This window comes from Actinomadura sp. NPDC023710 (assembly GCF_040639875.1).
GTDB lineage: Bacteria > Actinomycetota > Actinomycetes > Streptosporangiales > Streptosporangiaceae > Spirillospora > Spirillospora citrea.
Genome location: NZ_JBFAGB010000034.1, coordinates 88,135 through 109,273 on the forward strand (window position 1 = coordinate 88,135; position 21,139 = coordinate 109,273).

Annotated in this window: 19 protein-coding genes; 9 read left to right on the plus strand and 10 right to left on the minus strand. The window is 71.3% G+C overall.

Features of this window, described 5'->3' with window-relative positions; genetic code table 11:
* The first annotated feature begins 21 nt into the window (after positions 1-21).
* Together AB0H37_RS32735 and AB0H37_RS32740 are read left to right on the plus strand one after the other, a co-directional pair.
* On the plus strand, positions 22-930 hold the full coding sequence (locus AB0H37_RS32735) for an SUMF1/EgtB/PvdO family nonheme iron enzyme (RefSeq protein ID WP_329091187.1): 909 nt from the start codon (positions 22-24) through the stop codon (positions 928-930).
* Positions 931-940: 10 nt separating this feature from the next.
* On the plus strand, positions 941-1,216 hold the full coding sequence (locus AB0H37_RS32740) for a MoaD/ThiS family protein (RefSeq protein WP_179834711.1): 276 nt from the start codon (positions 941-943) through the stop codon (positions 1,214-1,216).
* 33 nt (positions 1,217-1,249) lie between these two features.
* On the opposite strand, the gene AB0H37_RS32745 is transcribed toward AB0H37_RS32740, so the two are convergent.
* From AB0H37_RS32745 to AB0H37_RS32755, 3 genes are all read right to left on the minus strand, one after another.
* Positions 1,250-2,398 carry a DegT/DnrJ/EryC1/StrS family aminotransferase gene (locus tag AB0H37_RS32745; RefSeq protein WP_360616742.1) on the minus strand — a complete coding sequence of 383 codons (1,149 nt, stop codon included), beginning with the start codon at positions 2,396-2,398 and terminating at the stop codon, positions 1,250-1,252.
* Between the two features lie 78 nt (positions 2,399-2,476).
* On the minus strand, positions 2,477-3,676 hold the full coding sequence (locus tag AB0H37_RS32750; protein ID WP_360616743.1) for a macrolide family glycosyltransferase: 1,200 nt from the start codon (positions 3,674-3,676) through the stop codon (positions 2,477-2,479).
* Positions 3,677-3,708: 32 nt separating this feature from the next.
* Entirely contained in the window at positions 3,709-4,467 is a 759-nt protein-coding gene (locus AB0H37_RS32755) for a class I SAM-dependent methyltransferase (RefSeq protein ID WP_360616744.1), read from the minus strand.
* Between the two features lie 134 nt (positions 4,468-4,601).
* Here AB0H37_RS32755 and AB0H37_RS32760 point away from each other — a divergent pair, with 134 nt between their 5' ends.
* Positions 4,602-5,606: an ArsR family transcriptional regulator gene (locus AB0H37_RS32760; RefSeq protein WP_360616745.1), complete on the plus strand. Its 1,005-nt coding sequence runs from the start codon at positions 4,602-4,604 to the stop codon at positions 5,604-5,606.
* A gap of 15 nt (positions 5,607-5,621) precedes the next feature.
* Here AB0H37_RS32760 and AB0H37_RS32765 read toward each other — a convergent pair whose 3' ends face one another.
* Positions 5,622-7,316 carry an ABC transporter substrate-binding protein gene (locus AB0H37_RS32765; RefSeq protein WP_360616746.1) on the minus strand — a complete coding sequence of 565 codons (1,695 nt, stop codon included), beginning with the start codon at positions 7,314-7,316 and terminating at the stop codon, positions 5,622-5,624.
* A gap of 344 nt (positions 7,317-7,660) precedes the next feature.
* On the opposite strand from AB0H37_RS32765, the gene AB0H37_RS32770 reads away from it, so the two are divergent.
* The 3 genes from AB0H37_RS32770 to AB0H37_RS32780 are packed head-to-tail and all read left to right on the plus strand — an operon-like array spanning position 7,661 to position 12,062.
* Positions 7,661-8,998: an aminotransferase class V-fold PLP-dependent enzyme gene (locus tag AB0H37_RS32770; RefSeq protein WP_218935144.1), complete on the plus strand. Its 1,338-nt coding sequence runs from the start codon at positions 7,661-7,663 to the stop codon at positions 8,996-8,998.
* Complete coding sequence (locus AB0H37_RS32775; RefSeq protein WP_360616747.1) at positions 8,995-10,755, plus strand: ABC transporter substrate-binding protein; 1,761 nt, start codon at positions 8,995-8,997, stop codon at positions 10,753-10,755. The genes AB0H37_RS32770 and AB0H37_RS32775 overlap by 4 nt, the downstream gene beginning before the upstream one ends.
* A 38-nt stretch (positions 10,756-10,793) precedes the next feature.
* Positions 10,794-12,062 carry a DUF885 domain-containing protein gene (locus AB0H37_RS32780; RefSeq protein ID WP_360616748.1) on the plus strand — a complete coding sequence of 423 codons (1,269 nt, stop codon included), beginning with the start codon at positions 10,794-10,796 and terminating at the stop codon, positions 12,060-12,062.
* 73 nt (positions 12,063-12,135) lie between these two features.
* Here AB0H37_RS32780 and AB0H37_RS32785 read toward each other — a convergent pair whose 3' ends face one another.
* From AB0H37_RS32785 to AB0H37_RS32795, 3 genes are all read right to left on the minus strand, one after another.
* Positions 12,136-13,260 (minus strand): nucleotide disphospho-sugar-binding domain-containing protein, encoded by a 1,125-nt coding sequence (locus AB0H37_RS32785; protein ID WP_360616749.1) that lies wholly within the window; start codon positions 13,258-13,260, stop codon positions 12,136-12,138.
* A 160-nt stretch (positions 13,261-13,420) separates the two neighbouring features.
* Positions 13,421-14,644, minus strand: coding sequence for a cytochrome P450 (locus AB0H37_RS32790; RefSeq protein ID WP_360616750.1), 1,224 nt, complete (start codon positions 14,642-14,644; stop codon positions 13,421-13,423).
* Between the two features lie 92 nt (positions 14,645-14,736).
* Positions 14,737-15,438, minus strand: coding sequence for a DUF899 family protein (locus AB0H37_RS32795; RefSeq protein ID WP_360616751.1), 702 nt, complete (start codon positions 15,436-15,438; stop codon positions 14,737-14,739).
* Between the two features lie 341 nt (positions 15,439-15,779).
* Here AB0H37_RS32795 and AB0H37_RS32800 point away from each other — a divergent pair, with 341 nt between their 5' ends.
* Positions 15,780-16,451, plus strand: coding sequence for a DNA alkylation repair protein (locus AB0H37_RS32800; RefSeq protein ID WP_179834701.1), 672 nt, complete (start codon positions 15,780-15,782; stop codon positions 16,449-16,451).
* 26 nt (positions 16,452-16,477) lie between these two features.
* Here AB0H37_RS32800 and AB0H37_RS32805 read toward each other — a convergent pair whose 3' ends face one another.
* The 3 genes from AB0H37_RS32805 to AB0H37_RS32815 are packed head-to-tail and all read right to left on the minus strand — an operon-like array spanning position 16,478 to position 19,467.
* On the minus strand, positions 16,478-17,134 hold the full coding sequence (locus AB0H37_RS32805) for a hypothetical protein (RefSeq protein ID WP_329091213.1): 657 nt from the start codon (positions 17,132-17,134) through the stop codon (positions 16,478-16,480).
* On the minus strand, positions 17,121-18,173 hold the full coding sequence (locus tag AB0H37_RS32810) for an NAD-dependent epimerase/dehydratase family protein (protein ID WP_360616752.1): 1,053 nt from the start codon (positions 18,171-18,173) through the stop codon (positions 17,121-17,123). The genes AB0H37_RS32805 and AB0H37_RS32810 overlap by 14 nt, the downstream gene beginning before the upstream one ends.
* A gap of 55 nt (positions 18,174-18,228) precedes the next feature.
* The gene (locus AB0H37_RS32815; protein WP_329091217.1) at positions 18,229-19,467 is read right to left on the minus strand and encodes a macrolide family glycosyltransferase; all 1,239 of its coding nucleotides are present in this window, start codon (positions 19,465-19,467) and stop codon (positions 18,229-18,231) included.
* A 248-nt stretch (positions 19,468-19,715) separates the two neighbouring features.
* Here AB0H37_RS32815 and AB0H37_RS32820 point away from each other — a divergent pair, with 248 nt between their 5' ends.
* On the plus strand, positions 19,716-20,723 hold the full coding sequence (locus tag AB0H37_RS32820) for an ATP-binding cassette domain-containing protein (RefSeq protein WP_329091219.1): 1,008 nt from the start codon (positions 19,716-19,718) through the stop codon (positions 20,721-20,723).
* 13 nt (positions 20,724-20,736) lie between these two features.
* The coding region (locus AB0H37_RS32825) for an ABC transporter permease (RefSeq protein WP_360616753.1) at positions 20,737-21,139 on the plus strand (403 nt) is incomplete at its 3' end.

Genomic DNA, 21,139 nt, shown 5'->3' on the forward strand with positions numbered 1-21,139 from the left:
CATCATCTACAGGATGGCGCTGTGGCAGACCACGAGACGGCGACGCGCGGCGGCGTGGAGGCCGAGGACTCGGTCCTCATCGAAGGGGCGGCGTTCCGGCTCGGATCGCCGGAGTGGGTGCTCGACTGGCTGGCGGAACAGGACCAGCCCTTCCCCACGCCCTGGTTCCGCGACGAGACCCCGCAGACGCTCGTGGAGGTCGCGCCGTTCGTGATCGACCGCTATCCGGTCACCTCCGGCCGGTACGCGGCCTTCGCGGAGGCCACCGGGTACCGGACGGTCGCCGAACGCCGCGGCTGGAGCCTGGTCTACGGCGCCGACTACTGGCAGGGGACTCCCGGCGCGTCCTGGCGCCGTCCGGGCGGGCAGGACACCGGCTACGTCCCGCCGGACGACCATCCCGCCGTCCACATCGCGGTCGAGGACGCCGAGGCCTTCGCCGCGTGGGCGGGCGGGCGGCTGCCGACGGAGGCGGAGTGGGAGCTGGCCGCGCGCGGCCCCGAGTACCGGCTGTGGCCGTGGGGCGACGAGTGGTCCCGCGAGCTGACCAACACCACCGAGCTGCGGCTGGGCGACGCCACCCGCACCGCCACCGAGTGGCGCGCGTGGTGGAAGGAGCTCCAGAGCGACCAGGGCCCGATCCCGCTGACCACCCCGGTCGGCAGTTTCAGCCCGCACGGCGACAGCCCGTACGGGGTGTCGGACATGGCGGGCAACGTCTACGAGTGGACGGCCTCGCCGAGCCGCCTCTACGGCCCGTCGCCCGACTGCGACGAGTCGCTGCTGACCGTGATGGACCGCTTCCGCGTCATCCGCGGCGGCTCCTGGATGAACCTGCGTTTCCAGGCCCGGACCAGCGAGCGCCTGCACGGCGACCCCACCGGCTGGGCCTGCTTCGCCAGTGGTTTCCGATGCGTCCGCGACCCGTGAGGATGCCCCCATGCCCCACCTCATCGTCCCCGGCAGCTGGCACAACGTGACCTCCGGCAAGGTGCGCTCGGAGCTGCCCGCGGCCAACCTGCGCGAGCTCCTGGAGACGTTCGTGAGCTCGCACCCGGAGGCCGGCTACCGGCTCTACTCCCCGGCCGGCGACCTGCTCCCCTACCACCTGTTCCTCGTGGACGGCGAGCAGGTGCCCCGCGCGACGCCGCCGGGCGACGTCGCGCTCGCGCCCGGCAGCCGCGTCGAGATCATCCCGCCGCTGGCGGGAGGCTAGGCGTCCCGCCCGGCCCGGCCGCCGCCGCGGAGGTCACCAGCCCGACCTGATGGTGTCCGCGATGTGGCCGCGCTCCTCCTCGGACAGCCACCAGCCGACGGGCACGTAGACCACGCGGTCGTGCACGCCGTCCAGACCCGGCAGCCCTTCCCGCGCGACGGCGACGCAGCTGTGGGCGTCGTTGCGCCGGGAGATCATGCTCGTCATGATCCCGGCGTCGGCCATCTTCCGCATGAAGGACGTGCGGTCCGCCACCTTCAGCGGGTACGCCCAGAACGAGGGCTCCCGGTCGTCCGCCCGCTCGGTGTGCTCGACGCCCGCGATCCCCGACAGCTCCTTGTCGTAGAAGGCGGCGTTCTTCCGCGTCCGGGCGAGCAGGCCGTCGACGATCTCCAGATTGGACAGTCCTATCGCCGCGGAGATGTCGTTCATCGGGAAGCGGTAGCCCCACTCGGCGACGTCGTAGTCGCCGTGCACCCGGTCGGCCTGCCGCTCGATACCGAGCCAGCGGCGCAGCCGGGCCCGCCGGTGCAGGTCCTCGTCGGGGAGCACGATCAGCCCGCCGCTTCCGCATGTGAGGATCTTGATGGCGCCGAAGCTGTACACGCAGATGTTCCCGTGGTTGCCCAGCGGCGCCCCCCGGTAGGTCGCGCCCCACGCCTGCGCGCAGTCCTCGATCACCACGGGACGGAATCCGTAGGCCTCCTCGGCCCGGTCGACGATCTCGCGCAGCCGGTTCAGGTCCACCGGATAGCCCAGCCAGTGGACGACGACGATCGCGCGGGTGGCCGGCGAGATCTTCGCGGCGAGGTCGTCGAGGTCGATCGTCAGCGTGGCCGGATCGACGTCGACCCAGCGCACGCGCAGCCCGTGGGCGAGGATCGGCCAGTTCGTGGCCTCGAAGGTCAGCGGCGTGCTCAGCACCTCGCCCGGACCGCCGGCGTCACCGGAGGGCTGGGCCGTCGCGGGGAAGCGATCGGGATCGGCCACCATGCTGAGCGCGAGGTGGAGACCGGAGGTGCCGCAGTTGACCGCGAGGACCCGCGGGTTGCCGAGGCGCAGCGCCAGGGCCTTCTCGAACTCGACCATCTTGGGCCCGTGCTCCAGGCGGCCGCTGTCGAGCACCTCGGAGATCCGGCCGAGCGCGTCCGGCGCCATCGCGACCTTGAACAGCGGAATCATCGCGGACTCCCTCTCGTTGGGACGATGCCCGACCGTTTAGTATCGTTTTTTAAAGTTACGGCGCGGTCTTCGACCCGGTCAACGTCTCCGTGCGAGATAGCCCTCGATCACGTCGGCGGCGCGGGCCGCGCCGCCGGCCCGGGCCGTGTGCTCGCGCATGCGGCGCACCCGTTCCAGCGTGGCCCGGTCATCCGCCAGTTCCTCCACCGCCTCGCGCAGCCGCACGCCGGTGAACTCCGCCGCGGGGATCACCGTCCCCAGCCCGAGCTCGCCCACCCGCCGGGCCATCGGCTTGACGTCGAACGTGAACGGCACGACGACCATGGGCCGGCCCACGACCAGGGCGTCCATCACGGCACCGATGCCGCCGTGGGTGACGAGCAGGCGCGCGTGTTCGAGCACGGCGGGGAGGGAGACCCACCGGTGCGCCTCGACGTTCGGGGGCAGGGGGCCGAGATCGCCCGCTCCGACCCGGTCCCCCAGGGCCATCACCACGTGCCAGGGCGTGCTCTCGAACGCCTCCGCGCACTGCCGGTAGAAGTCGGGATGGTCGTTGAAGGTCGTCCCCAGCGAGATCAGCACCACCGGCGAGCCGTCTTCCGGGGGCCGCCACGTGCCAGGCCGCTCCTCATGCGCGGCCGAGCGCCCGACGAACGCGAACCGCTCGTCGAAGGTGTCCGCCGCGATCTGGAACTCGCGGGGGACGAAGACCAGGTTGAGGTCCTCGACGCGGTCGGCGAACTCCCCGGCCCGGTCCCGCAGGCCGTACTCGGCGAGCAGGGCGCCCAGCCTCGCGTCGACGACGCCCTGCGTGCGCTCGTCGACGCCGCCGGTCTCCTCGATCATCTCCCGCGAGTAGGAGTACGCGTGGTTGGAGGCGAAGCCCGGATTGATCCGGCAGGCGGGGCGCTTCCAGGCGGCCGCCAGCACCTGGCCGGCGATGATCGGCACTTCTCCGTACAGCACCAGGTCCGGCGCGTCCTCGGCGTAGTGCGCATGCGCCGCCCGCAGGATCGCCTCGTTCTCGGCGAGGTACAGCAGGTGCGGCCGGGCCGGGTCGTCGTCCGCGAACGCCTCGGCCGCACCCGCGGCCCCCGATGCGTACGGGACCACCTTCGCGCCCGTCCGCTCGACCAGTCCGGCGTACTCCGGCGACGTCACGTAACCGACGTCGTGCCCGCGCCGGACCAGCTCCGACACCACCGGAAGGGTGGGGAGCACGCTGCCGTGGTTGGCGACATTGACAAGGGCGATTCGGTGGGCCGCTGCGCTCCGCATGGCGTTAGCATCGAGCGCGAACTATATTAAAGTCAAGCAACTTCGGTTCGGTCGGCGCCGCCGGCGCGGACGCCGACGAGGAGCCCGGGGCTGTTCGGGCGACCGTCGGCCAGCGAGAAACCGGGCACGAACTCGACGGTGCAGCCGGCCCGCTCGAAGGCGGCCTCGTACCGTTCCCGGGGAAGCAGGTACTTGACGATCACCTCGGTGAACTCCCGGAACCCGGACGAGTCCACGATCACGAACCTGATCTCCACGCGGCTCGTGTCCCCGTGCCTCGCCGAATGCGTCATCCGCGAGATCACCTGGCCGTTCTCCCGGAACAGGTGCCCCGCGGCATGCCCGTCGAGGAAGTTGTCGGGGAAGTACCACGGTTCGACGATGAGGACCCCGCCCGGAGCGACGTGCGCCGACATCCTGGCGACCGAGTCGGCCATCTGCTCGGGCGACTCCGCCTCGGCGAGCCCGCTGCCCATGCAGATGACCACGTCGAAGGTCCGGTGGAGCTCGAAGTCCCGCATGTCGCCGGAGTGCACCGCGACGCCGGGCAGGCGCCCGCGTGCGACGTCCCGCATGGCGGGCGAGTGGTCGATCCCTTCGACGTGGTCGAAGTACCTGGCGAGGTTCTCCAGGTGGGCGCCCGTGCCGCACGCGACGTCGAGCAGCGAGCGCGCTTTCGGGGATCTGGACCGGACCAGGCGGTTCAGCCCCTCGGCCTCCGCCTCGAAATCCTTCCCGCGGCTGCGGAACACGGGATCGTAGAGTTCGGCGTGCGCCGCTCCGTAGCTCATCGGGCGTCCTTCACGATGGATCGAGGCGAGGGCCGCTCACCGTTGCTTGTGACCCCAGATACTTTATATTCATAGAGTAACTCTCTGGCCGGGTCGGACCACGGCGGGCTGCCGCCGGGAGGGAGCAGGGGCCCATGGACGCGCAGCAGTCCGCGCTCTTCCTCTTCGAGGAGGCGATGGCCTTCGCCTACTCGGCCGCGCTGCGCGCGGCGGCCGAACTCGGCGTGGCCGACCACCTGGCCGATGGCCCGCGCACGACGGCCGAGCTCGCCGCCGCCACCGGGACGGGGCAGGGTGCGCTGTACCGGATCCTGCGGCTGCTCGCGGCACGGGGCGTGGTCCACGAGGACGGGCCGGGACGGTTCCGGCTGACCGCCAGGGGCGACGCGCTGCGCGCCGACGCGCCGATGTCCGCCCGCGCGGGGATCCTGATGTTCACCGACCGGATGTTCTGGACCGTCACCCACGAGGCCGCGACCGTCGCCCGGGACGAGGCGACGACGTTCGAGCAGCTCTTCGGCACGACGATCGGCGGCTACTTCGCGGAGAACGCCGACATCGAGGCGCTCTTCTACGACGGCATGGCCACGGTCTCCGAGGCCGAGAACGCCCTCGTCGCCGGGAGCTATGCGTTCCCGTCGTCCGGCACGGTCGTCGACGTCGGCGGAGGCAAGGGCGGATTCCTCCGTGCCGTGCTGCGGAGGAACCCCGGGCTGCACGGCGTCCTCCTCGACCAGGAGGAGCACGTGCTCGGCCACCACCTGCTGGGCGGCGACGACATCGCCGGCCGCTGGCAGATCACCGACGGGGACTTCTTCGCCTCCGTCCCCCCGGGGGACGTGTACCTGATCAAGCGCATCCTGCACAACTGGGACGACGAGAAGTGCGTGGCGATCCTGCGCAACTGCCGGCGGGCGATGAAGCCGGACGGGCGGGTCCTCGCCGTCGACGCGATCATCCCGGCCGGCAACGCGGCCCACCAGAGCAAGCCGATGGACTTCATGATGCTCGCGGCGCGCACCGGGCAGGAGCGCACCGAGGCGGAACTGCACCCGCTGTTCGAGGCCGCCGGCCTGCGGCTGGCGCGCGTCCTGCCCACCGCCTCGGTCATGTCGATCGCCGAGGGCGTGCCGCGCTGACCGCCGCCCGCGGCGTCAGTCGGGCGGGTCGAGCCAGATGCAGGCCGCGTCGAGCCAGCGGTCCACCTGGGGCAGCGGCAGGCCGTTGCGCACGCGGGCGCTGGTCATGTGGGGGATGGTCGGCTCGCAGGCCAGGACGGGCACGATCGCGACGTCCTCGATGACCTGCCGGTCGATCCGGTGCCACAGTTCCTCCGCCCGCGCCGGATCCGGTTCGGACAGGGCCTCCTCGATGAGGCGGTCCACCTCCGGGTTGCGGTACCCGCCGTAGTTGCTGGTGCCGGCGGCGAAGTTGGACTGGAACATCGGCTGGACGTAGGCGCGGCCGTTGTTGCCGAACCAGTCGGGCGTCCACGCCGCCGCCGTGATGTCCCACTCGCCGGCCTCGGCCATGGCCGGGTTCTGCAGGAACCGGTAGTACTCGTCGGGCTGGCTGATCAGCCGCAGTTCGACCGTGAACCCCGCCTTCTCCAGGTCGGCGGCGTAGTACCGCGCGATGTCGGCGTGGGGCGCGTCGGCACGGTACAGGACCCTGAGGGTGAACCCGTCGGGGTGCCCGGCCTCGGCGAGCAGTGCCCGCGCCTTCGCCGGATCGCCGTGGTCCCCCGGCGTCGGATAGCGGTCGTACTCGCGGTGCCCGAAGTTGCCCGGAGGGATCGCCGTGTGCGCGGTCTGGGTCACCGTCCCCAGGTCCATGTCGTCGAGCAGCCTGACCATGGAGGCCTTGTCGACGGCGTACGCGACGGCTCTGCGCACCCTGACGTCGCGCAGCGCCCCGCCCTCGTTCGGGGTCTTCAGGTTGAACACCAGGTAGGGGTTCATCGCGTAGCCGAGATGCCGGTCCGCGTCCGGGGGACGGCGGTCCTCGCTGATGACCGGCGCGCCCCAGGAGAGATCCGCCTCCCCGCTCCGGATCGCCTCCCGGACCCGGTCGTCGTCGACGCGCGCCATCCGCACGTCCAGGCCGTCGACGTACTGGTGGCGCAGAGGATCGGTGTCCTGCCGCCACACCGGGTTCCGCTCCATCGTCAGGTAACGGCCGTTCTCGTAGCCGGTGAGGCGGTACGGGCCGTTGGAACGGATATTGGCGATGAACTCGGCACTGTCCGGGACGAACGCGTCGTACTCGCGCGGCGCCGCGGACGCGAACATCATCGACAGGAGGTTCAGCAGGTCGTTGGCGGGCCGCACGAGCTCGACGACCAGGGTGCGGTCGCCGTCGGCCCGCAGCCCGGAGATCTCGTGCGCGTTCTGGTAACCGGCCAGGCCGGCGGCCGACGGGGCCCGTCCGGCGAACTCCCGCCGGTAGCCCTCGGCGAACTCGGCCATCCCCTTGATGGTGCTCGTGTAGTAGGCGATCGCCCCGGCGCCGGCCACCGGATTGCACATCCGCTTGAAGCCGCGCACGAAGTCCTCCGCCGTCACCTCGCGCGGCGGGTCGGTGTCCCACATGACGCCCGGGCGCAGCCGGATCCGGTACACGAGCCCGTCCGGGCTCATCCCGCCGTTGGCGACCGTCGGAGACTCCGCGGCGACATCGGGGACCGGGGTCAGGGCGGTCTCGTCCACGGCCGTCGGGTAGCCGAACAACTGCCGCGCGAACAGCCTGATGATCTGATGCGAAAAGGCGTAATAGGCGCACGCGGGATCGACGTGGTCCATTCCGCCAGGTCCGAAGTAGCGGAGTGTTCCACCGTAACGAGGTTCCACACCGATCACCTTCCCTGCACGCCGCCGGGCCCCGCGGCCGCCGTCGGCGACCCGCCCGTCCCACGCCGGAGATTACCATCGTTTCTTAAAGCACCATAGGCACATCAGACCTGACTGGAGTCTCTCGCGATCCTCCTCCAGCGGGCCAGGGTCTCCCTCCACGGCCCACCCCGACCTCGCGCGACTCCCCATCCGTCAAGGTCATCGCCCGTACGGCGGGGCGCGGCGCACGGTACCGGCGTCGGCGCGCGGAATGCCCTCATCCGGGGTCCATTGGCCAAGTAACTTCAAAAACATATTGTATTGTGAGGAGACTGGTCATCCGTACGTGGAGGGGGTCACTCGTGACACAGTCCGTGAAGCCCGACGAGCGCAGCGTCCCGGACCCGGCCGGGCCGGCGAACGGCGGATCACCGCGGCGGCTCCGCGACGCGCCATGGGAGAGCATCCGCGAACTGTTCGCCCTGGATCCGACCACGACCCACCTCAACACCGGCACCGTCGGCGCGATGCCCTACGAGGTGCTCGACACGATCGACCGGGTGACCCGCGAGTGGACCGGCGGGCTGGCCGACGTCTACAAGCCGTCCGGCTACTACGAGCACCGCGCCGCCATCGGCAGGGCGTTCGGCGTCGACCAGGACGAGATCGTGATCTGCCACAACGCCACCGAGGGCGTCGCCCGCATCATCCAGGGGCTCGACCTGCACGAGGGCGACGAGGTGGTCACCACGAGCCACGAGTGCTACTCGGTGCTCTCCAACTTCAACCTCGTCCGGAACCGGTACGGCCTGACGATCAAGACACTGACCATGCCGACCGGCTACGACGTCACGGCCGACGAGATCGTCGACCTCTTCGAGGCGGCCATCACCCCCCGCACCAAGGTGCTCGCGTTCGCCGGGATCACGCTGTTCACCGGCACGATGATGCCGATGCGCAGGCTGTGCGAACTGGCGCAGCGGCACGGCCTGACCACCGTGATCGACGGCGCGCTGCTGCCCGGACTCGTGAACCTGGACATGCGGGCGCTCGGCGCCGACTTCATCGCGTGCTCGGGATCGAAGTTCCAGTGCGGGCCGCTGGGAACCGGCATCCTCTACCTGCGCAACAAGGTCTTCCCCGAGTACAACCCGCTGCCGCTGCCGACGTTCTGGCCGGTGATCTCCACCTGGTATCCGATGATCGGCAGTCCCCCGCCGCGGACGAGGACGTCGGTCGAGAGCGACGACACCGCCCTGTACGTGCAGAGCGCCGGCAGCGCGAGCATCGCCAGGGGCGCCGCGCTGGCGCGGGCCTGCGAGATCTGGGACGAGATCGGCCGGGACCGCATCGAGAGGCGCGCGATGGAGCTCGGCGACCACGCCCGGCGGCGCCTCGTGGAGGCCTTCGGCAAGGAGTCGATCTTCTCGCCCGGTGAGGACCCGCTGCTGAAGTCCCCCCTCATCGCCTTCAACCCGTTCCGCGACCCCGAGGCCGCCTGGAACATCAAGAAGTTCACCGCGTTCACCGACCGCCTGGAGCGGGAGCACCGCATCTGGATCCGGTGGACCGAGTTCGACGTCCCGGGCTCGCCGCACCAGCACTACGCGGCGCGGGTCTGCACCCACCTGTTCAACACCCGCGAAGAGATCGACCGGGCGATCGGCATCATGGCCCGCCTCGGCGAGGAGATGTCATGACCGTCTCCGACCGCCCCCAGGCCGTTCTGTGGAGCGAGGACCTGCCGCGGCCCGGTGGGACGCTCCGCCTCCACGGCCCGGCCCCCGTCCACCACCTCGACCCGTCGGCCTCCCACCAGGCGCCCGCCGACCAGCTCATCAGGCTGTTCGCCCGGCAGCTGTTCGGCTACGCCCCCGCACCGGACCTGCGCGACTGGCGGGCCGTCGCCCCGGCGCCCGACCTCGCGACCGACGTCCCGTCCACCTACAACACCGGAATGGGCGCGCGGCACACCAACTACGTGGTGCACCTGCGCCGCGGCGTGTTCTGGGACACCGCGCCCGCGCGGGAGGTCACGGCGCACGACGTCGTGCGCGGGCTGAAGCGGCTGGCGAACCCGCTCACGAGGCCCGCCGCCCTGCCCTACTTCACCAGCACGATCAGGGGCATGGCGCAGTACTGCGAGGACTACGCCGCGGCGATCCGCCGCGACGACCCGGCCGCCGAGGAACTGGCCGCCTTCCAGAACTCCCACGACATCCCCGGCGTCCTCGTCCTGGACGACGAGTCGCTGGTCATCGAGCTCATCCGGCCGGCCATCGACTTCGCCGCCATCATGGCGCTGCCGTGCGCGTCGCCCGCCCCGGTCGAGTACGACGCGTTCCTGCCCGGCAGCCCGGAACTGCACCGCAACCTCCGGAGCAACGGGCCGTACCGTCCCGTCCATCTCGTGCCGGGCCGCCAACTGCGGCTCGAACCCAATCCCGCCTGGCGGCAGGAGTCCGATCCGCTCCGGCACCGGTACCTCGACGGCGTCGAGGTCACGGTCGAGGACGCGGCGCCCGAACACGTCGCCGCGCGGGTCGCGTCGGGCGCGGCCGACCTGCCGTGGGGGGTGCGGGTCGCCGAGCCGCACGACGCCGAGCCGGCCGATCCGGGCGACGGCCTCGGCCTCGCCCTCGACCCTTACCTCGTCTTCAACGTCCAGAGTCCCACCGCGGGCGGCGCGCTGGCCGATGCCAGGGTGCGCCGGGCGCTCTCGTACGCGATCGACAAGGCGGCGATCGCCGACCTCCACCGGCGGTCCGGCGGCGGTGCGCTGGTGCGGATCGCCGGTTCCGTCGTGCCGCCGGGCAACGACGCGCACCAGGAGCTCGACCTCTACGCGACCCCGGGGGGCCGGGGAGACGCGCGGAAGTGCCGGGCGCTGCTCGCCGAGGCGGGCCACGGGAGCGGTCTGGCGCTCACCGCGGTCCATCTCGACACCGACCTGGACGCGGCGGTCGCGCGCTCGTACGCGGCCGACCTGGAGAAGGCGGGCGTCACCGTCCGGCTGGTGGCGCTCGGCCACGACGCCCGGGACGCCCTCCTCGGTGATCCGGGGCGCGCGGCGGAGGGAGCGTGGGACGTCGCGGCCGCGTCGTGGTCGCCGGACTGGCACCCGAACAACGGCCGGGTCTTCCTGCAGCCGCTGTTCCAGTCGAGCGACTCCCGCAACTCCGCGAACCACGGCCGCTACCGGCGCCCGGAGGTCGACCGCCTGATCGAGCGGGCGCTCACCACGATCGAGGAGCCGGCGCGGTCGACCGCGGCGTGGAACCTGGCCGAGCGGACGGTGCTGGAGGACGCCGCGGTCGTGCCGATCCTGTTCCAGCGGCCGGCGGTCCCGCGCCTGCGCGGCCCGCGGGTGCGGGGCGCGATCCCGATGCCCGCGCTCGGCCATGCGTACGACCTCGCCGGCGTCTGGCTCGACCCGCCGGACGACCCTGCGGGGTGACGGCGGCGGACCACCCGGTGGCGATCCAGGGAGCGCTGGTGCATGAAGAGGTGGTGACCGAGTACCTCAGCCTCGGGCTGCGGTTCGGCCGGCTCGCCGACGGGTTCGTCGACTCCTGGTACGGCGACCCGGAGCTGGCCCGCCGGGTGGACGCCGAGCCGCGGCCCGACGCCTCCGGGCTGGCCGCCCGGTCGGCCCGGCTGCTGGCCGCGCTCCCCGACAGCGGGCTGGCCGAGCCGCGGCGCCGGTTCCTGTCCGCGCAGCTCGCCGCGCTGAACTGCGCGGCCCGCCGGATGGCCGGGGAGGAGATCCCGTTCGGGGACGAGGTCCGGACGTACTTCGAGGTCGACATCGAACTCGGCGAGCCCGACCGCTACGCGGAGATCCACGACGCGATCGGCGCGCTCCTGCCGGGCTCCGGGGACCTGCGTGCCCGGACCGCGGCGTTCTACGAGCGCAACGCCGTCCCCCCGGACCGGCTGGCGCGCGCCGTGCAGGCGGTGTCCGGCGAACTGCGGGCCATGACCCGCACGGTGTTCGACCTGCCGGAGCAGGAGAGCGTCGAGTACGTGGTGGTGCGCGACAAGCCCTGGAACGCCTACAACCGCTACCTCGGCGGGTTCCGCTCCAGGGTGGAGCTCAACGCGGAGGCGGGCCGCACCATCGCCGCCCTGCCGCTGCTGGCGATCCATGAGTCCTATCCCGGGCACCACACCGAGCACTGCCGCAAGGAGGCCGGCCTCGTCGACGGAGCCGGCCACGGCGAGCACCTGATCTCGCTGGTCAACACCCCGCAGTGCGTCATGGCCGAGGGCACCGCCGAGATGGCCGACGCGGCGGTGCCGGGTCCGGGCTGGGGCCGCTGGACCGCCGACATCCTGGCCGACGCGGGAGTGCGGGTCGAGGGCGAGCTGGTGGAGGAGGTCCTGCGGCTGATCCGGCTGCTGATGCCCGCGCGCCAGGACGCGGCCATCATGCTCCACGACCGCGGGGCCGACCCGGACCAGGTCACCGCGTACCTGGAACGCTGGCTCCTGGTGCCTCCCGACCATGCCCGGCGGATGACGAGGTTCCTCACCGACCCGCTCTGGCGCGCCTACTCGGTGACCTACATCGAAGGCCCGCGGCTGGTGGGCGCGTGGCTGAACGCCGGTCCGGGCCGGACGTCCCTGGTCGAGCGGTACCAGAGGCTTCTCGACGAGCCGCTGCTGCCGTCCGATCTGCGCGCGGACCTGGAAGCCGCGGGCCGGGAGGAGCCGCGGCCGGAGCCGGAAACGGTACCCGCGGACACGGCCGCCGAAGCCTGACGGACCTGCCCCCTCCCCCGCCCCCGCGACCGGGCGCGGGGGCAGGGGGTCGCCCCGCAGGGCCCCCGGGGCCTCAGAACAGGTGCTCGACGAGGCGCTGGACGGTGGCGGCGGGCGTGGGCAGCGTCGCCATCTCCCGCTGGACCTCCGCTGTGGCGGCGCGTACGCCCTCGTCGGTCATGAGCCGGGTGAGCAGTCCGGCGTCGACGTCCTCGCGTTCGCTCACGAACCCGATGCCCCGCTTGCGCACCGCCTCCAGCGTCGTGTGCTGGAACAGGTCCCTGGGGTCGGGTGTGATCAGTTGCGGAATGCCGGCGTCGATCGCGGTCAGGGCGGTCCCCCCGCCGCCGTGGTGGACGATGGCGGTGCACGTGCCCAGCAGGAAGTGCAGCGGGATCCAGCCGACGGAGCTGACGTTGGCCGGCAGCGGGCCGAGCGAGCCGATGTCGACTCCGCCGAGCGCCAGCACGAACTCGGCGTCGACGTCGGCGGCCGCGTCGATGATCGTGCGCATGGTCCCGGTGCCCAGCATCTGCAGCTCGACCGTGCCCATGCTCACCGCGATGCGCGGCCGCTCGGGGGGCCGCGGCAGCCTGTCTCCGATGACCGATCCCCCGCTGTGCGGCAGCCAGCGCATGAACCAGCCCTCCGGCTGCTCGCCCGCGAGCATGCTGGGCGGGAACTCCTCGATGGTGACGGCCGGCTTGGAGATGGACACGCCGTACCGCTCGCAGACGTCGGGCAGGTGGGCCGCGGCCGCCTCGTGCATGCCCCGGGTGCGCCAGGCGCTCACGTTCCGCTGGACGGCGGGCGCCCCGGCGCGCGCCGCCGCGAACAGGCCGGCGGTGGTCCCCTGGTCGTACACCACCAGGTCCGGGCCCCAGTCGTCGGCCAACGCCACGAGCCCGTCGATCAGGGGCCGGTTGATCGCGGCGAACCCGGGGCCCCACTCGTCGAGGTTGATCGCCGGCTTGGTCGCGACCGTCTGGACGAACTCCGGGTACTCGCGGGCCAGCCGCTCGTTGACGGCCTCCATGCTGAAACCGGGCGCGGCGTCGACGATCTCCACCCCGGAGCCCGCCGCGCCCTCGGTGGGCCCCGCGATCGTGGCGATCACCTCATGGCCCGCCGTGCGGAACGCCCAGGCGAGGTGAACGAGCGGGAAGAAGTGGCCAAGACCTGGGTGAGAACAGAACATCACACGCATATCCGGAAGATCCCTTCTTCCCCGCACCCTCGCCGCGACGGAACCGGACGGCACCTCGGTTCGGGTATCGCGGCATACGGACGTTACTATATGAACTTAAACTATGATCTTCCCCCGTTCAATATCCGGGCAGTGCGGAGGCGGTGGCGCCTCACCAGGTGACCGGGAGCTCGCGCACCCCGTAGATGTTCGCCTTCTCCTTGAACGACAGCGCGCCGAACGGGACCGCCAGCCGCAGGCCCGGGAAGCGGCGGAAGAGGGCGTCGAACACGATCTGCAACTCCATCCTCGCGAGGCGGTGCCCGAGGCACCGGTGCCGGCCGACGCCGAACGCCAGGTGCCGCCCGCCGCCGCGCCCGACGTCGAACTCGTCCGGGCGCTCGAACACCTCCGGGTCGCGGTTGGCGGCCGGGCCCAGCACGACCACGCCCTCCCCCGCGCGCACCGTGACGCCGCCCACCTCGACGTCCGCCAGCGCCGTCCGCGCGGTCGAGGCGTTGACGACCGTCAGGTACCGCAGCAGCTCGTCGACGGCGAGCGGCGTCCTGGCGGGGTCGGCGACCATCGACGCGAGCTGGTCCGGATGTTCGAGCAGGGTCAGGACGCCGAGCGCGATCATGTCGGCGGTGGTGGAGTGCCCGGCGACGAGCAGCACGAACGCCATGCTCACGACCGCCTCGCGATCGGCCGCGCCCTCCCGCCGCCCCCGGACGATGAGGCGGCCGAGGAGGTCGTCGGGAGGCTCGCGCTCCTTGTCGGCCACCAGTTCGGCCAGCAGGGACCGGATCTCGTGCGCCGCCCGGGTGCGCTCCGCGGCCGGGGTGGCGTGGCTGAACATCCGCCCGGTGCGCTCCTCGAAGTGGCCGTGCACGGAGTAGGGCACGCCGAGGAGCTCGCAGATCACCAGTGACGGCACCGGGGCCGCGAGTTCGCGCACCAGGTCGACCGGGCGCGGGGCGTCCGCCATCAGGTCCAGCCGCCGGTCGACGATCTCCTGGACGCGCGGGCGCAGCGCCTCCGTCCGCCCGGGTGAGAACTCGGCGCGGACGGACCGCCGGGCGGCCGTGTGCTCGGGCGGGTCCATCCAGTTCATCGGCGGCCGGAAGGCGCGGAAGGACGCCTGCCGCTCCTCCTCGGTGACGGGGGCGAACCGGGGGAACCCCTCGCGACGGCGATCGACGCTCATCCTCGGATCGCTGAGGACCTTCCGCGCGTCCTCGTGCCGCGCGACCAGCCACGCCGAGTTCCCCCCGGCCATGCGGGCGCGGACCGCGCGCCCGCCCGTTCGCAGGCGCTCGTACTCCGGAGGCAGGCTGAACGGGCACGCGCGCGGAACGGGGAAGGCGCCGGCGGCGGCCGCGGGTTGCGTCGTCATCGTGACCCCCGTGTCAGCTCGGTACTATAAAAATATATACCGAACTGACCCGGGGTGGCGCGTGTCGGATCGCCCTGCGGACGGCCGGGGCCTCAGTCGCGCCCGGCGTACGCGTTTCCGGCGTACCAGTCGCCGCGGCCGCCGGGCAGCAGGTCGAGCACGTTCCAGACCGGGGAGAGCAGGTCGATGCCGCGCTGGGCGCCGTCGAGGAAGTCGGCCGGCAGCGTGTAGAAGTGGCGTACCCGCCCGTCCTCGCGGGCCAGGACGCTGATCATGGGCCGCTGCGCTCCGTCCGGGCGCTCGGCGTGCATGTCGGCGTTGAAGGCCGTGCCGTGACTGGACAGGATGCGCACCTCGTCCCACCCCCTTCGCCGCGCCCAGGCGCGCAGCATCGGCAGTGGCGCCTTGCCGATCACCGCGAAGGCGGTGTGCTGCGCCAGGTGCGCGGCGACCCCGTTGAAGCCGTCCACCCACATCGAGCACATCGGGCAGGCCGCCTGGTCGTCGGGGTGGTACATGAGGTGGTAGACGACCAGGGTCTCGTGGTCGCCGAACAGGTCGCGGAGGGAGACCGACCCGGTCGGCTCGTCCTTCTCCAGGTCCGCCGGGCCCTCGGTGAGGGTGTAGTCACCGAGCACCGCGCCCCCGGGCATCCGGCGCCGCGCCGCCGCGACCTCCTCGACCCGGTCGCGCAGCAGCCTTTCGGCCTTCGCCAGTTCTATCCGCGCGTCGATGTACTCCTGGCTCGTCCCCACCGGCCACATCGGCGGGATCTCCGGCTCGTCGTCGCTCATCACTGGCCCCTTCGAGTCCGTCGGCGGCAAGGGTCAATTCGACATCGGACTCTACGATAATGAACCCGCCGACGTGCCGGGTTCGCCCTGTCCGGCGGCGTGGCGGCCAGGGAGGACGGTCGGCTTCGACGATCTCGGCGCCCTCGAATACAGGACGAGATCGGCCGATACGCCGCCATCCGCAGCATAGCCACTGGTTCGCATAAACAAGGCGAAAGCCCTCCCGGCGAAGACCGGGAGAGTTGAATGGAAACGCGCCTCATGTTAAGCTCGATATTGCGACAATTGTCAACTAAGCCTATATTCTCAGACCCTCGTAATGCGAGGCACAGGAGGCTGAGATGGCCGAGACGGCGGTGGCCGAGGTGATGGCCGAGCTGGCCGAACTGGAGGACCCCAAGGCACGCGAGGTGAACGAGAAGCGCGGTGACGACCACGGCGTGAACCTCAGCAAGCTGCGGGCGCTCGCGAAACGGCTGAAGACGCAGCAGGACCTCGCGCGCGAGCTGTGGAAGACCGATGACAGTTCGGCGAGGCTGCTGGCGACGCTGATCTGCCGCCCGAAGGCGTTCGAGCGCGACGAACTGGACGCCATGCTGCGCGGGGCGCGCACCCCCAAGGTGCAGAACTGGCTCGTGAACTACGTGGTGAAGAAGAGCCCCCACTCCGAAGAACTGCGCCTGGCGTGGCTCGACGACGCGGATCCGGCGATCGCCGGCGCCGGCTGGGCGCTGACCACCGAGCGCGTGATGCGCAAGCCCGACGGCCTCGACCTCGACAAGCTGCTCGACATCATCGAGGCGGAGATGAAGGCCGCGCCGGAGCGCCTGCAGTGGGCGATGAACGACTGCCTGGGCAACATCGGGATCAAACACGAGGAGCACCGCGCCCGCGCGATCGAGATCGGCGAGCGCCTTGAGGTGCTCAAGGACTACCCCACTCCCCCGAACTGCACGTCTCCGTTCGTGCCGATCTGGATCAACGAAGTGGTGGGCCGGAAGAAGAGCAAGTAGGAGGTCCCCGCGCGACGGGACCTCGCTCAGGCGGAGAGGACCGCCGACAGTTCCAGAGGGCGGATGGCGCGCGCGGGGAAGTCGCAGTACCAGAGGCGACGGCCGTCCCACGTCAGCCCGGTGGGGCGGCCCGGGACGGGCAGGGCCCCCAGGTGCTCCCCGGTCCTCGGATCCATCGCACGGAGCACGGCGTCGTCGAAGTCGCCGTAGACGACGACGCCGTCGGCGTAGGTGAGCCCGGAGGGCGACTCGCCCTCCGCCGGGAACTCCCGCAGAACGGTCATCGTGTCGTAGTCCCGGAGCTGCACCACGGTCGGACCGCGCAGGCACATGTACATGCCCTCCGGCCCGAGCTCGATCCCGGTCAGCCGGCCGCTCGCGGGGAGCACCTCCTTCTCCCCGGTGATCCGGCCGTCGTCGGGATCGATCAGGACGATCCGCTTCGGGCGGCCGCCGACCTGGCACAGGCGGGCGCCGTCGTAGGCCAGGTCCGCCCGCACCCTGTCGCAGGCGAGCGTCCTGCTCACCCCGCCGGTCGCCGGGTCGATCGCGAAGATCTTCTCCGCGTCCTGGTCCGAATGCCACAAACGGGCGCCATCCCAGGTCAGGCCGCACATGTAGGCGGCCGGGGCGGGCAGGGCGCCGGTGCCGGCGGCCGTCGCCGCCGTCTCACCCGATGTCATGTCCCCTCACTTTCCGGCCGTCCGCGGCCGTCGTGACGCCTGTGGGTACCAGCGACCGCTCGGACGCGCCCGCGACGGCGTCCAGCCACCACGGGCTCCGCTTCGCCCACGCGATCGTCCTGGCGAGTCCGGCTTGCAGCGGGGTACGGCTGCGCCAGCCGAGCAGTTCCCTGGCCTTCCCGACATCCGGGACGCGCCGGGGAATGTCCTCGTAAGCACTGCCCAGCGCCGAGTCCGTGCTCACGCGGATCGGGGCGAACTCCGCCCCGGCCAGCCGGGTGACCAGCCGGACCGCGTCGCCCACGGAGGTCTCCCGGTCGCTTCCGACGTTGAAGCACTGGCCGTCGGCGATCTCACCGGCGCCCACCCGCAACGTGGCGTCCACCGCGTCCTCGACGAAGGTGAAGCAGCGCGTCTGGGTGCCGTCGTCGTAGAGCAGCGGGGGCAGCCCGCGCAGCACCCGGTGAACGGTCTTGCTGATCACGTACGCCGGGCGCTGCCGCGGCCCGTAGACGTTGAAGTAGCGCACGACCGAGGCGCGCAGGCCCCGATGGCGGGCGTAGGCGACGACCATGTGCTCGGCGACGGCCTTGCTCGCGGAGTAGGACCACCGGTCGGCGGTGACGCTGCCCAGCACCCGGTCCGCGTCCTCCGACCAGGGGACGTCGGGGTTCTTGCCGTAGATCTCGCTGGTGCTGGAGACCACGACCTTCACGCCGGCGGCGGACGCCGCGCGCAGCACGTTGCGGGTGCCGGAGACCGCGACGTCGATCACTTCGAGCGGGTCGTCGAGGTACTGGTCGACCCCGACCAGCGCGCAGAGGTGGTAGACGGTGTGCACGTCCGGGCCGATGGCGCCGGCCAGCGCCCGCTCGTCGCGGATGTCGGCCCTGACGTGGCGGACGGCGGTCCCACCGCAGTCCAGGTCGGGCGGCGGCGCCGCGGGATCGTAGACGATGACGTCCTCGCCCTGGCGCGCGAGGCGTTCCACGAGGTGGCTGCCGATGAAGCCGCAACCGCCGGTGACCACGACCGCCATCGGTTACCCGCCCTTCCCCGCCATGGCCTTCTTCAACGAGGCGACCATCGCCCTGTCAGCGGACGGCGCCGAACGCGCCGCCCGGCCGGGACACGACCCGCCGCGCGTACGAATCGATCACTTCCGCCGCCCTGGCGGCGCCGCCGGCGTCGCGGGCCTCCGTGCGCATCCGGGAGATCCGCCGGTGGACGGCGCCGTCGGCGACCAGGTTCTCCACCGCCGCAACGAGGCCTCCCCCCTCGACCTGCTCGGGCCGGAGCACATGGCCCAGGCCGAGTTCGACGGACCGCTCCGCGAACGGCCTGGCCTCGACCGCGTACTCGGTGAAGTAGAGCATCGGGCAGCCCCAGTGGACGGCCTCCATGGTGGCGCCGAGAGTGCCCTGGAGGATGAACGCCTTCGCGTGGCGGAGGACCTCCATGAACGAGATGTACTGGTGAGCCTCGACGTTGGGCGGCAACGGCTCGAGTGCTTTCGGGTCGGTGCCGTTCCCCGTCACTATGACGACATGCCAGCGCGTGCCCGCGAATGCCTGCGCGCAGCTGCGGAAGAATTCCGGATGCCCGTTGAACGTCGATCCCAGGGAAACGAGAAGCACGTCGCGGTCCTCGTCGGGTGGGCGCCATCCCGGCTGGAGCCGCCCTTGCGAGAAGCTCGGCCCGACGAACACGAAACGGTCGTCGAAGGTGTCGCTTTCCACCTGGAATGATCGCGGCAGGAAGATGACGTTGAGGTCCTCGATCGCGTTCCAGAACTCCGTCGGGGACCGGTCGATGCCATACTCCGGGAGAAGCTCGGAGATCATCCGCTGGAAGGTCCCGGTCTCGACTATCGGCCGGTGCCCGTGCACCGCGCTCAGCGCCTCCCACACCGAATAGTGCTCGTTCGACGCGAAGCCTCCGTTGATGCACACGGCGGGCCGCTGCCACCTGGCGGCCAGCAGGCGTCCGGCGATCAAGGGGAAGATGTCGTAGACGACCAGGTCCGGCGGGTTCTCGTCCAGAGCGCTCTCCGCCGCCCTGAGCATCGCGAGGTTCTCGTTGATGAACGCGCTCACCGTCAGCGCCTCGGCGTCCTCCTGCTCGACCATCTCCGGCAGGTCGACACCGTCCTCGAATATCGATCGGTGGCGGATCTGCCGGGCCCCGACCTCCGCGAGGTCGTCGAAATAGTCGCCGGAAGTCACGAAACTGATTTCGTATCCCCGGGCGGAGAGTTCGTCGAGGACGCCGAAGGTCGGGCGGATATGACCGGTCCCGCCGGTGACGGCGAAAAGAATGTGGCGTGGTCGCATCACGATTCCCCGAACCAAGCGAGATGAGCCATGAAAACGGACACTACTATGGTTTTTTCAAGTTAGCAAGAGAGTGATCATCGACATCTCCCGCCGCCCGCCGCGCGGCGGGGAGGTCCCGGACAGGGGAGCCGGGCGGGCATGCCGGCCGGACGGCACGCCGCCCGCCGAACTTCTTAGACGTTGACTTATATAAGCTGCTACTTTAGGATGAGCTTGATCTTCTGGTGGCGACGGGAGGCACAACCGTGGGATCGAATTCGACCCTGGCCGTCGAGACGTCCGGGCTGGTCAGGACCTTCGGCGAGACCCGGGCGGTGAACGGCGTCGATCTGGCCGTCCCCACCGGCATCGTTCACAGCCTGCTGGGGCCGAACGGCGCCGGCAAGACCACGTTCCTCCGGATCCTGACGACGCTGCTGCGCCCGACGGAGGGCACGGCCAGAGTGCTCGGCCACGATGTGGTGCGGGAGGCCGACGCGGTGCGGTCGCGCGTGAGCGTCACGGGGCAGTCCACCTCGATCGACGAGGACCTCACCGGGAGGGAGAACCTCGCGATGGTGGGGCGGCTGCTCGGGCATCGGGGGGCCGCGGCGCGGCGGCGGGCCGACGACCTGGTCGACGCCTTCGAGCTGTCGGAGGTGGCGGACCGCCCGGTGAAGACCTGCTCCGGCGGCGAGCGGCGCCGGATCGACATCGCCGCCAGCATCATCATCACCCCGGACCTGCTCTTCCTGGACGAGCCGACCACGGGCCTCGACCCGCGGGCCCGCAACCAGGTGTGGGACATCATCCGCACCCTGGTCGCCGGGGGAACGACCGTGCTGCTCACGACGCAGTACCTCGACGAGGCCGACCGGCTCTCCGACCGGGTCGCGGTCCTGGACCACGGCAAGGTCATCGCCGAGGACGCGCCCGGGAAGCTGAAGTCCCAGGTCGGCACGGGCGCGCTGAAGCTGCGGCTCCAGGATCCCGGCCAGCGCGCGCAGGCGGAGGAGATGCTCTCCCGCATGCTGAGCGCGGAGCCCGGCGCGGACACCGATCCGCACAGGCTGTCGGTGCGGATCGCCGACGCCCGGCAAGCGGCACGGGCGGTCACGGCACTGGGCGACGCGGGGATCGCCCTCGACGACTTCTCGATGGCCCAGTCGAGCTTGGACGACGTCTTCCTCGCCCTGACCGGTCACCCGGTCGCCGACGACGGGCGAGCGGAGAAGGACGAGGCCAAGGACGACGACACGCAGACGGCGAAGTGAGGAGGTGGGCGAGATGACGACGTCCCAGCCGATGACGCGTGCGCGGGAGCCGCTGGCGGCGCGCGGCGAGCGGCCGCCGAGGGCCGGCGCGCTCTCGGCGTCGATGACGTTCGGGTGGCGCGCGCTGCTGAAGATCAAGCACTCACCGAACCAGCTCGCGGACGCCCTCATGCTCCCGGTCATCTTCACGCTCTCGTTCACCTACCTGGTGGGCGGGGCGATCGCCGGGTCGCCCGGCCGCTACCTGCACTTCTTCCTGCCCGGCGTCATGGTCATGGCGGTGGCCCTGACGACGGCGTACACCGGGATCGTGCTGAACCAGGACATCGACCAGGGGGTCTTCGACCGGGTGCGGTCGCTGCCGGTGTGGCAGTCGTCGGTGCTGGTCGGGGCGATGCTGGGGGATGTGGTCCGGT

Excerpts from the sequence above, each read along its gene's own strand:
- AB0H37_RS32740 (WP_179834711.1), top strand. The coding sequence starts at position 941 with ATGCCCCACCTCATCGTCCCCGGCAGCTGGCACAACGTGACCTCCGGC.
- AB0H37_RS32745 (WP_360616742.1), bottom strand. The coding sequence starts at position 2,398 with ATGATTCCGCTGTTCAAGGTCGCGATGGCGCCGGACGCGCTCGGCCGG.
- AB0H37_RS32750 (WP_360616743.1), bottom strand. The coding sequence starts at position 3,676 with ATGCGGAGCGCAGCGGCCCACCGAATCGCCCTTGTCAATGTCGCCAAC.
- AB0H37_RS32755 (WP_360616744.1), bottom strand. The coding sequence starts at position 4,467 with ATGAGCTACGGAGCGGCGCACGCCGAACTCTACGATCCCGTGTTCCGC.
- AB0H37_RS32760 (WP_360616745.1), top strand. The coding sequence starts at position 4,602 with ATGGACGCGCAGCAGTCCGCGCTCTTCCTCTTCGAGGAGGCGATGGCC.
- AB0H37_RS32775 (WP_360616747.1), top strand. The coding sequence starts at position 8,995 with ATGACCGTCTCCGACCGCCCCCAGGCCGTTCTGTGGAGCGAGGACCTG.
- AB0H37_RS32785 (WP_360616749.1), bottom strand. The coding sequence starts at position 13,260 with ATGTTCTGTTCTCACCCAGGTCTTGGCCACTTCTTCCCGCTCGTTCAC.
- AB0H37_RS32790 (WP_360616750.1), bottom strand. The coding sequence starts at position 14,644 with ATGACGACGCAACCCGCGGCCGCCGCCGGCGCCTTCCCCGTTCCGCGC.
- AB0H37_RS32795 (WP_360616751.1), bottom strand. The coding sequence starts at position 15,438 with ATGAGCGACGACGAGCCGGAGATCCCGCCGATGTGGCCGGTGGGGACG.
- AB0H37_RS32800 (WP_179834701.1), top strand. The coding sequence starts at position 15,780 with ATGGCCGAGACGGCGGTGGCCGAGGTGATGGCCGAGCTGGCCGAACTG.
- AB0H37_RS32805 (WP_329091213.1), bottom strand. The coding sequence starts at position 17,134 with ATGACATCGGGTGAGACGGCGGCGACGGCCGCCGGCACCGGCGCCCTG.
- AB0H37_RS32810 (WP_360616752.1), bottom strand. The coding sequence starts at position 18,173 with ATGGCGGTCGTGGTCACCGGCGGTTGCGGCTTCATCGGCAGCCACCTC.
- AB0H37_RS32815 (WP_329091217.1), bottom strand. The coding sequence starts at position 19,467 with ATGCGACCACGCCACATTCTTTTCGCCGTCACCGGCGGGACCGGTCAT.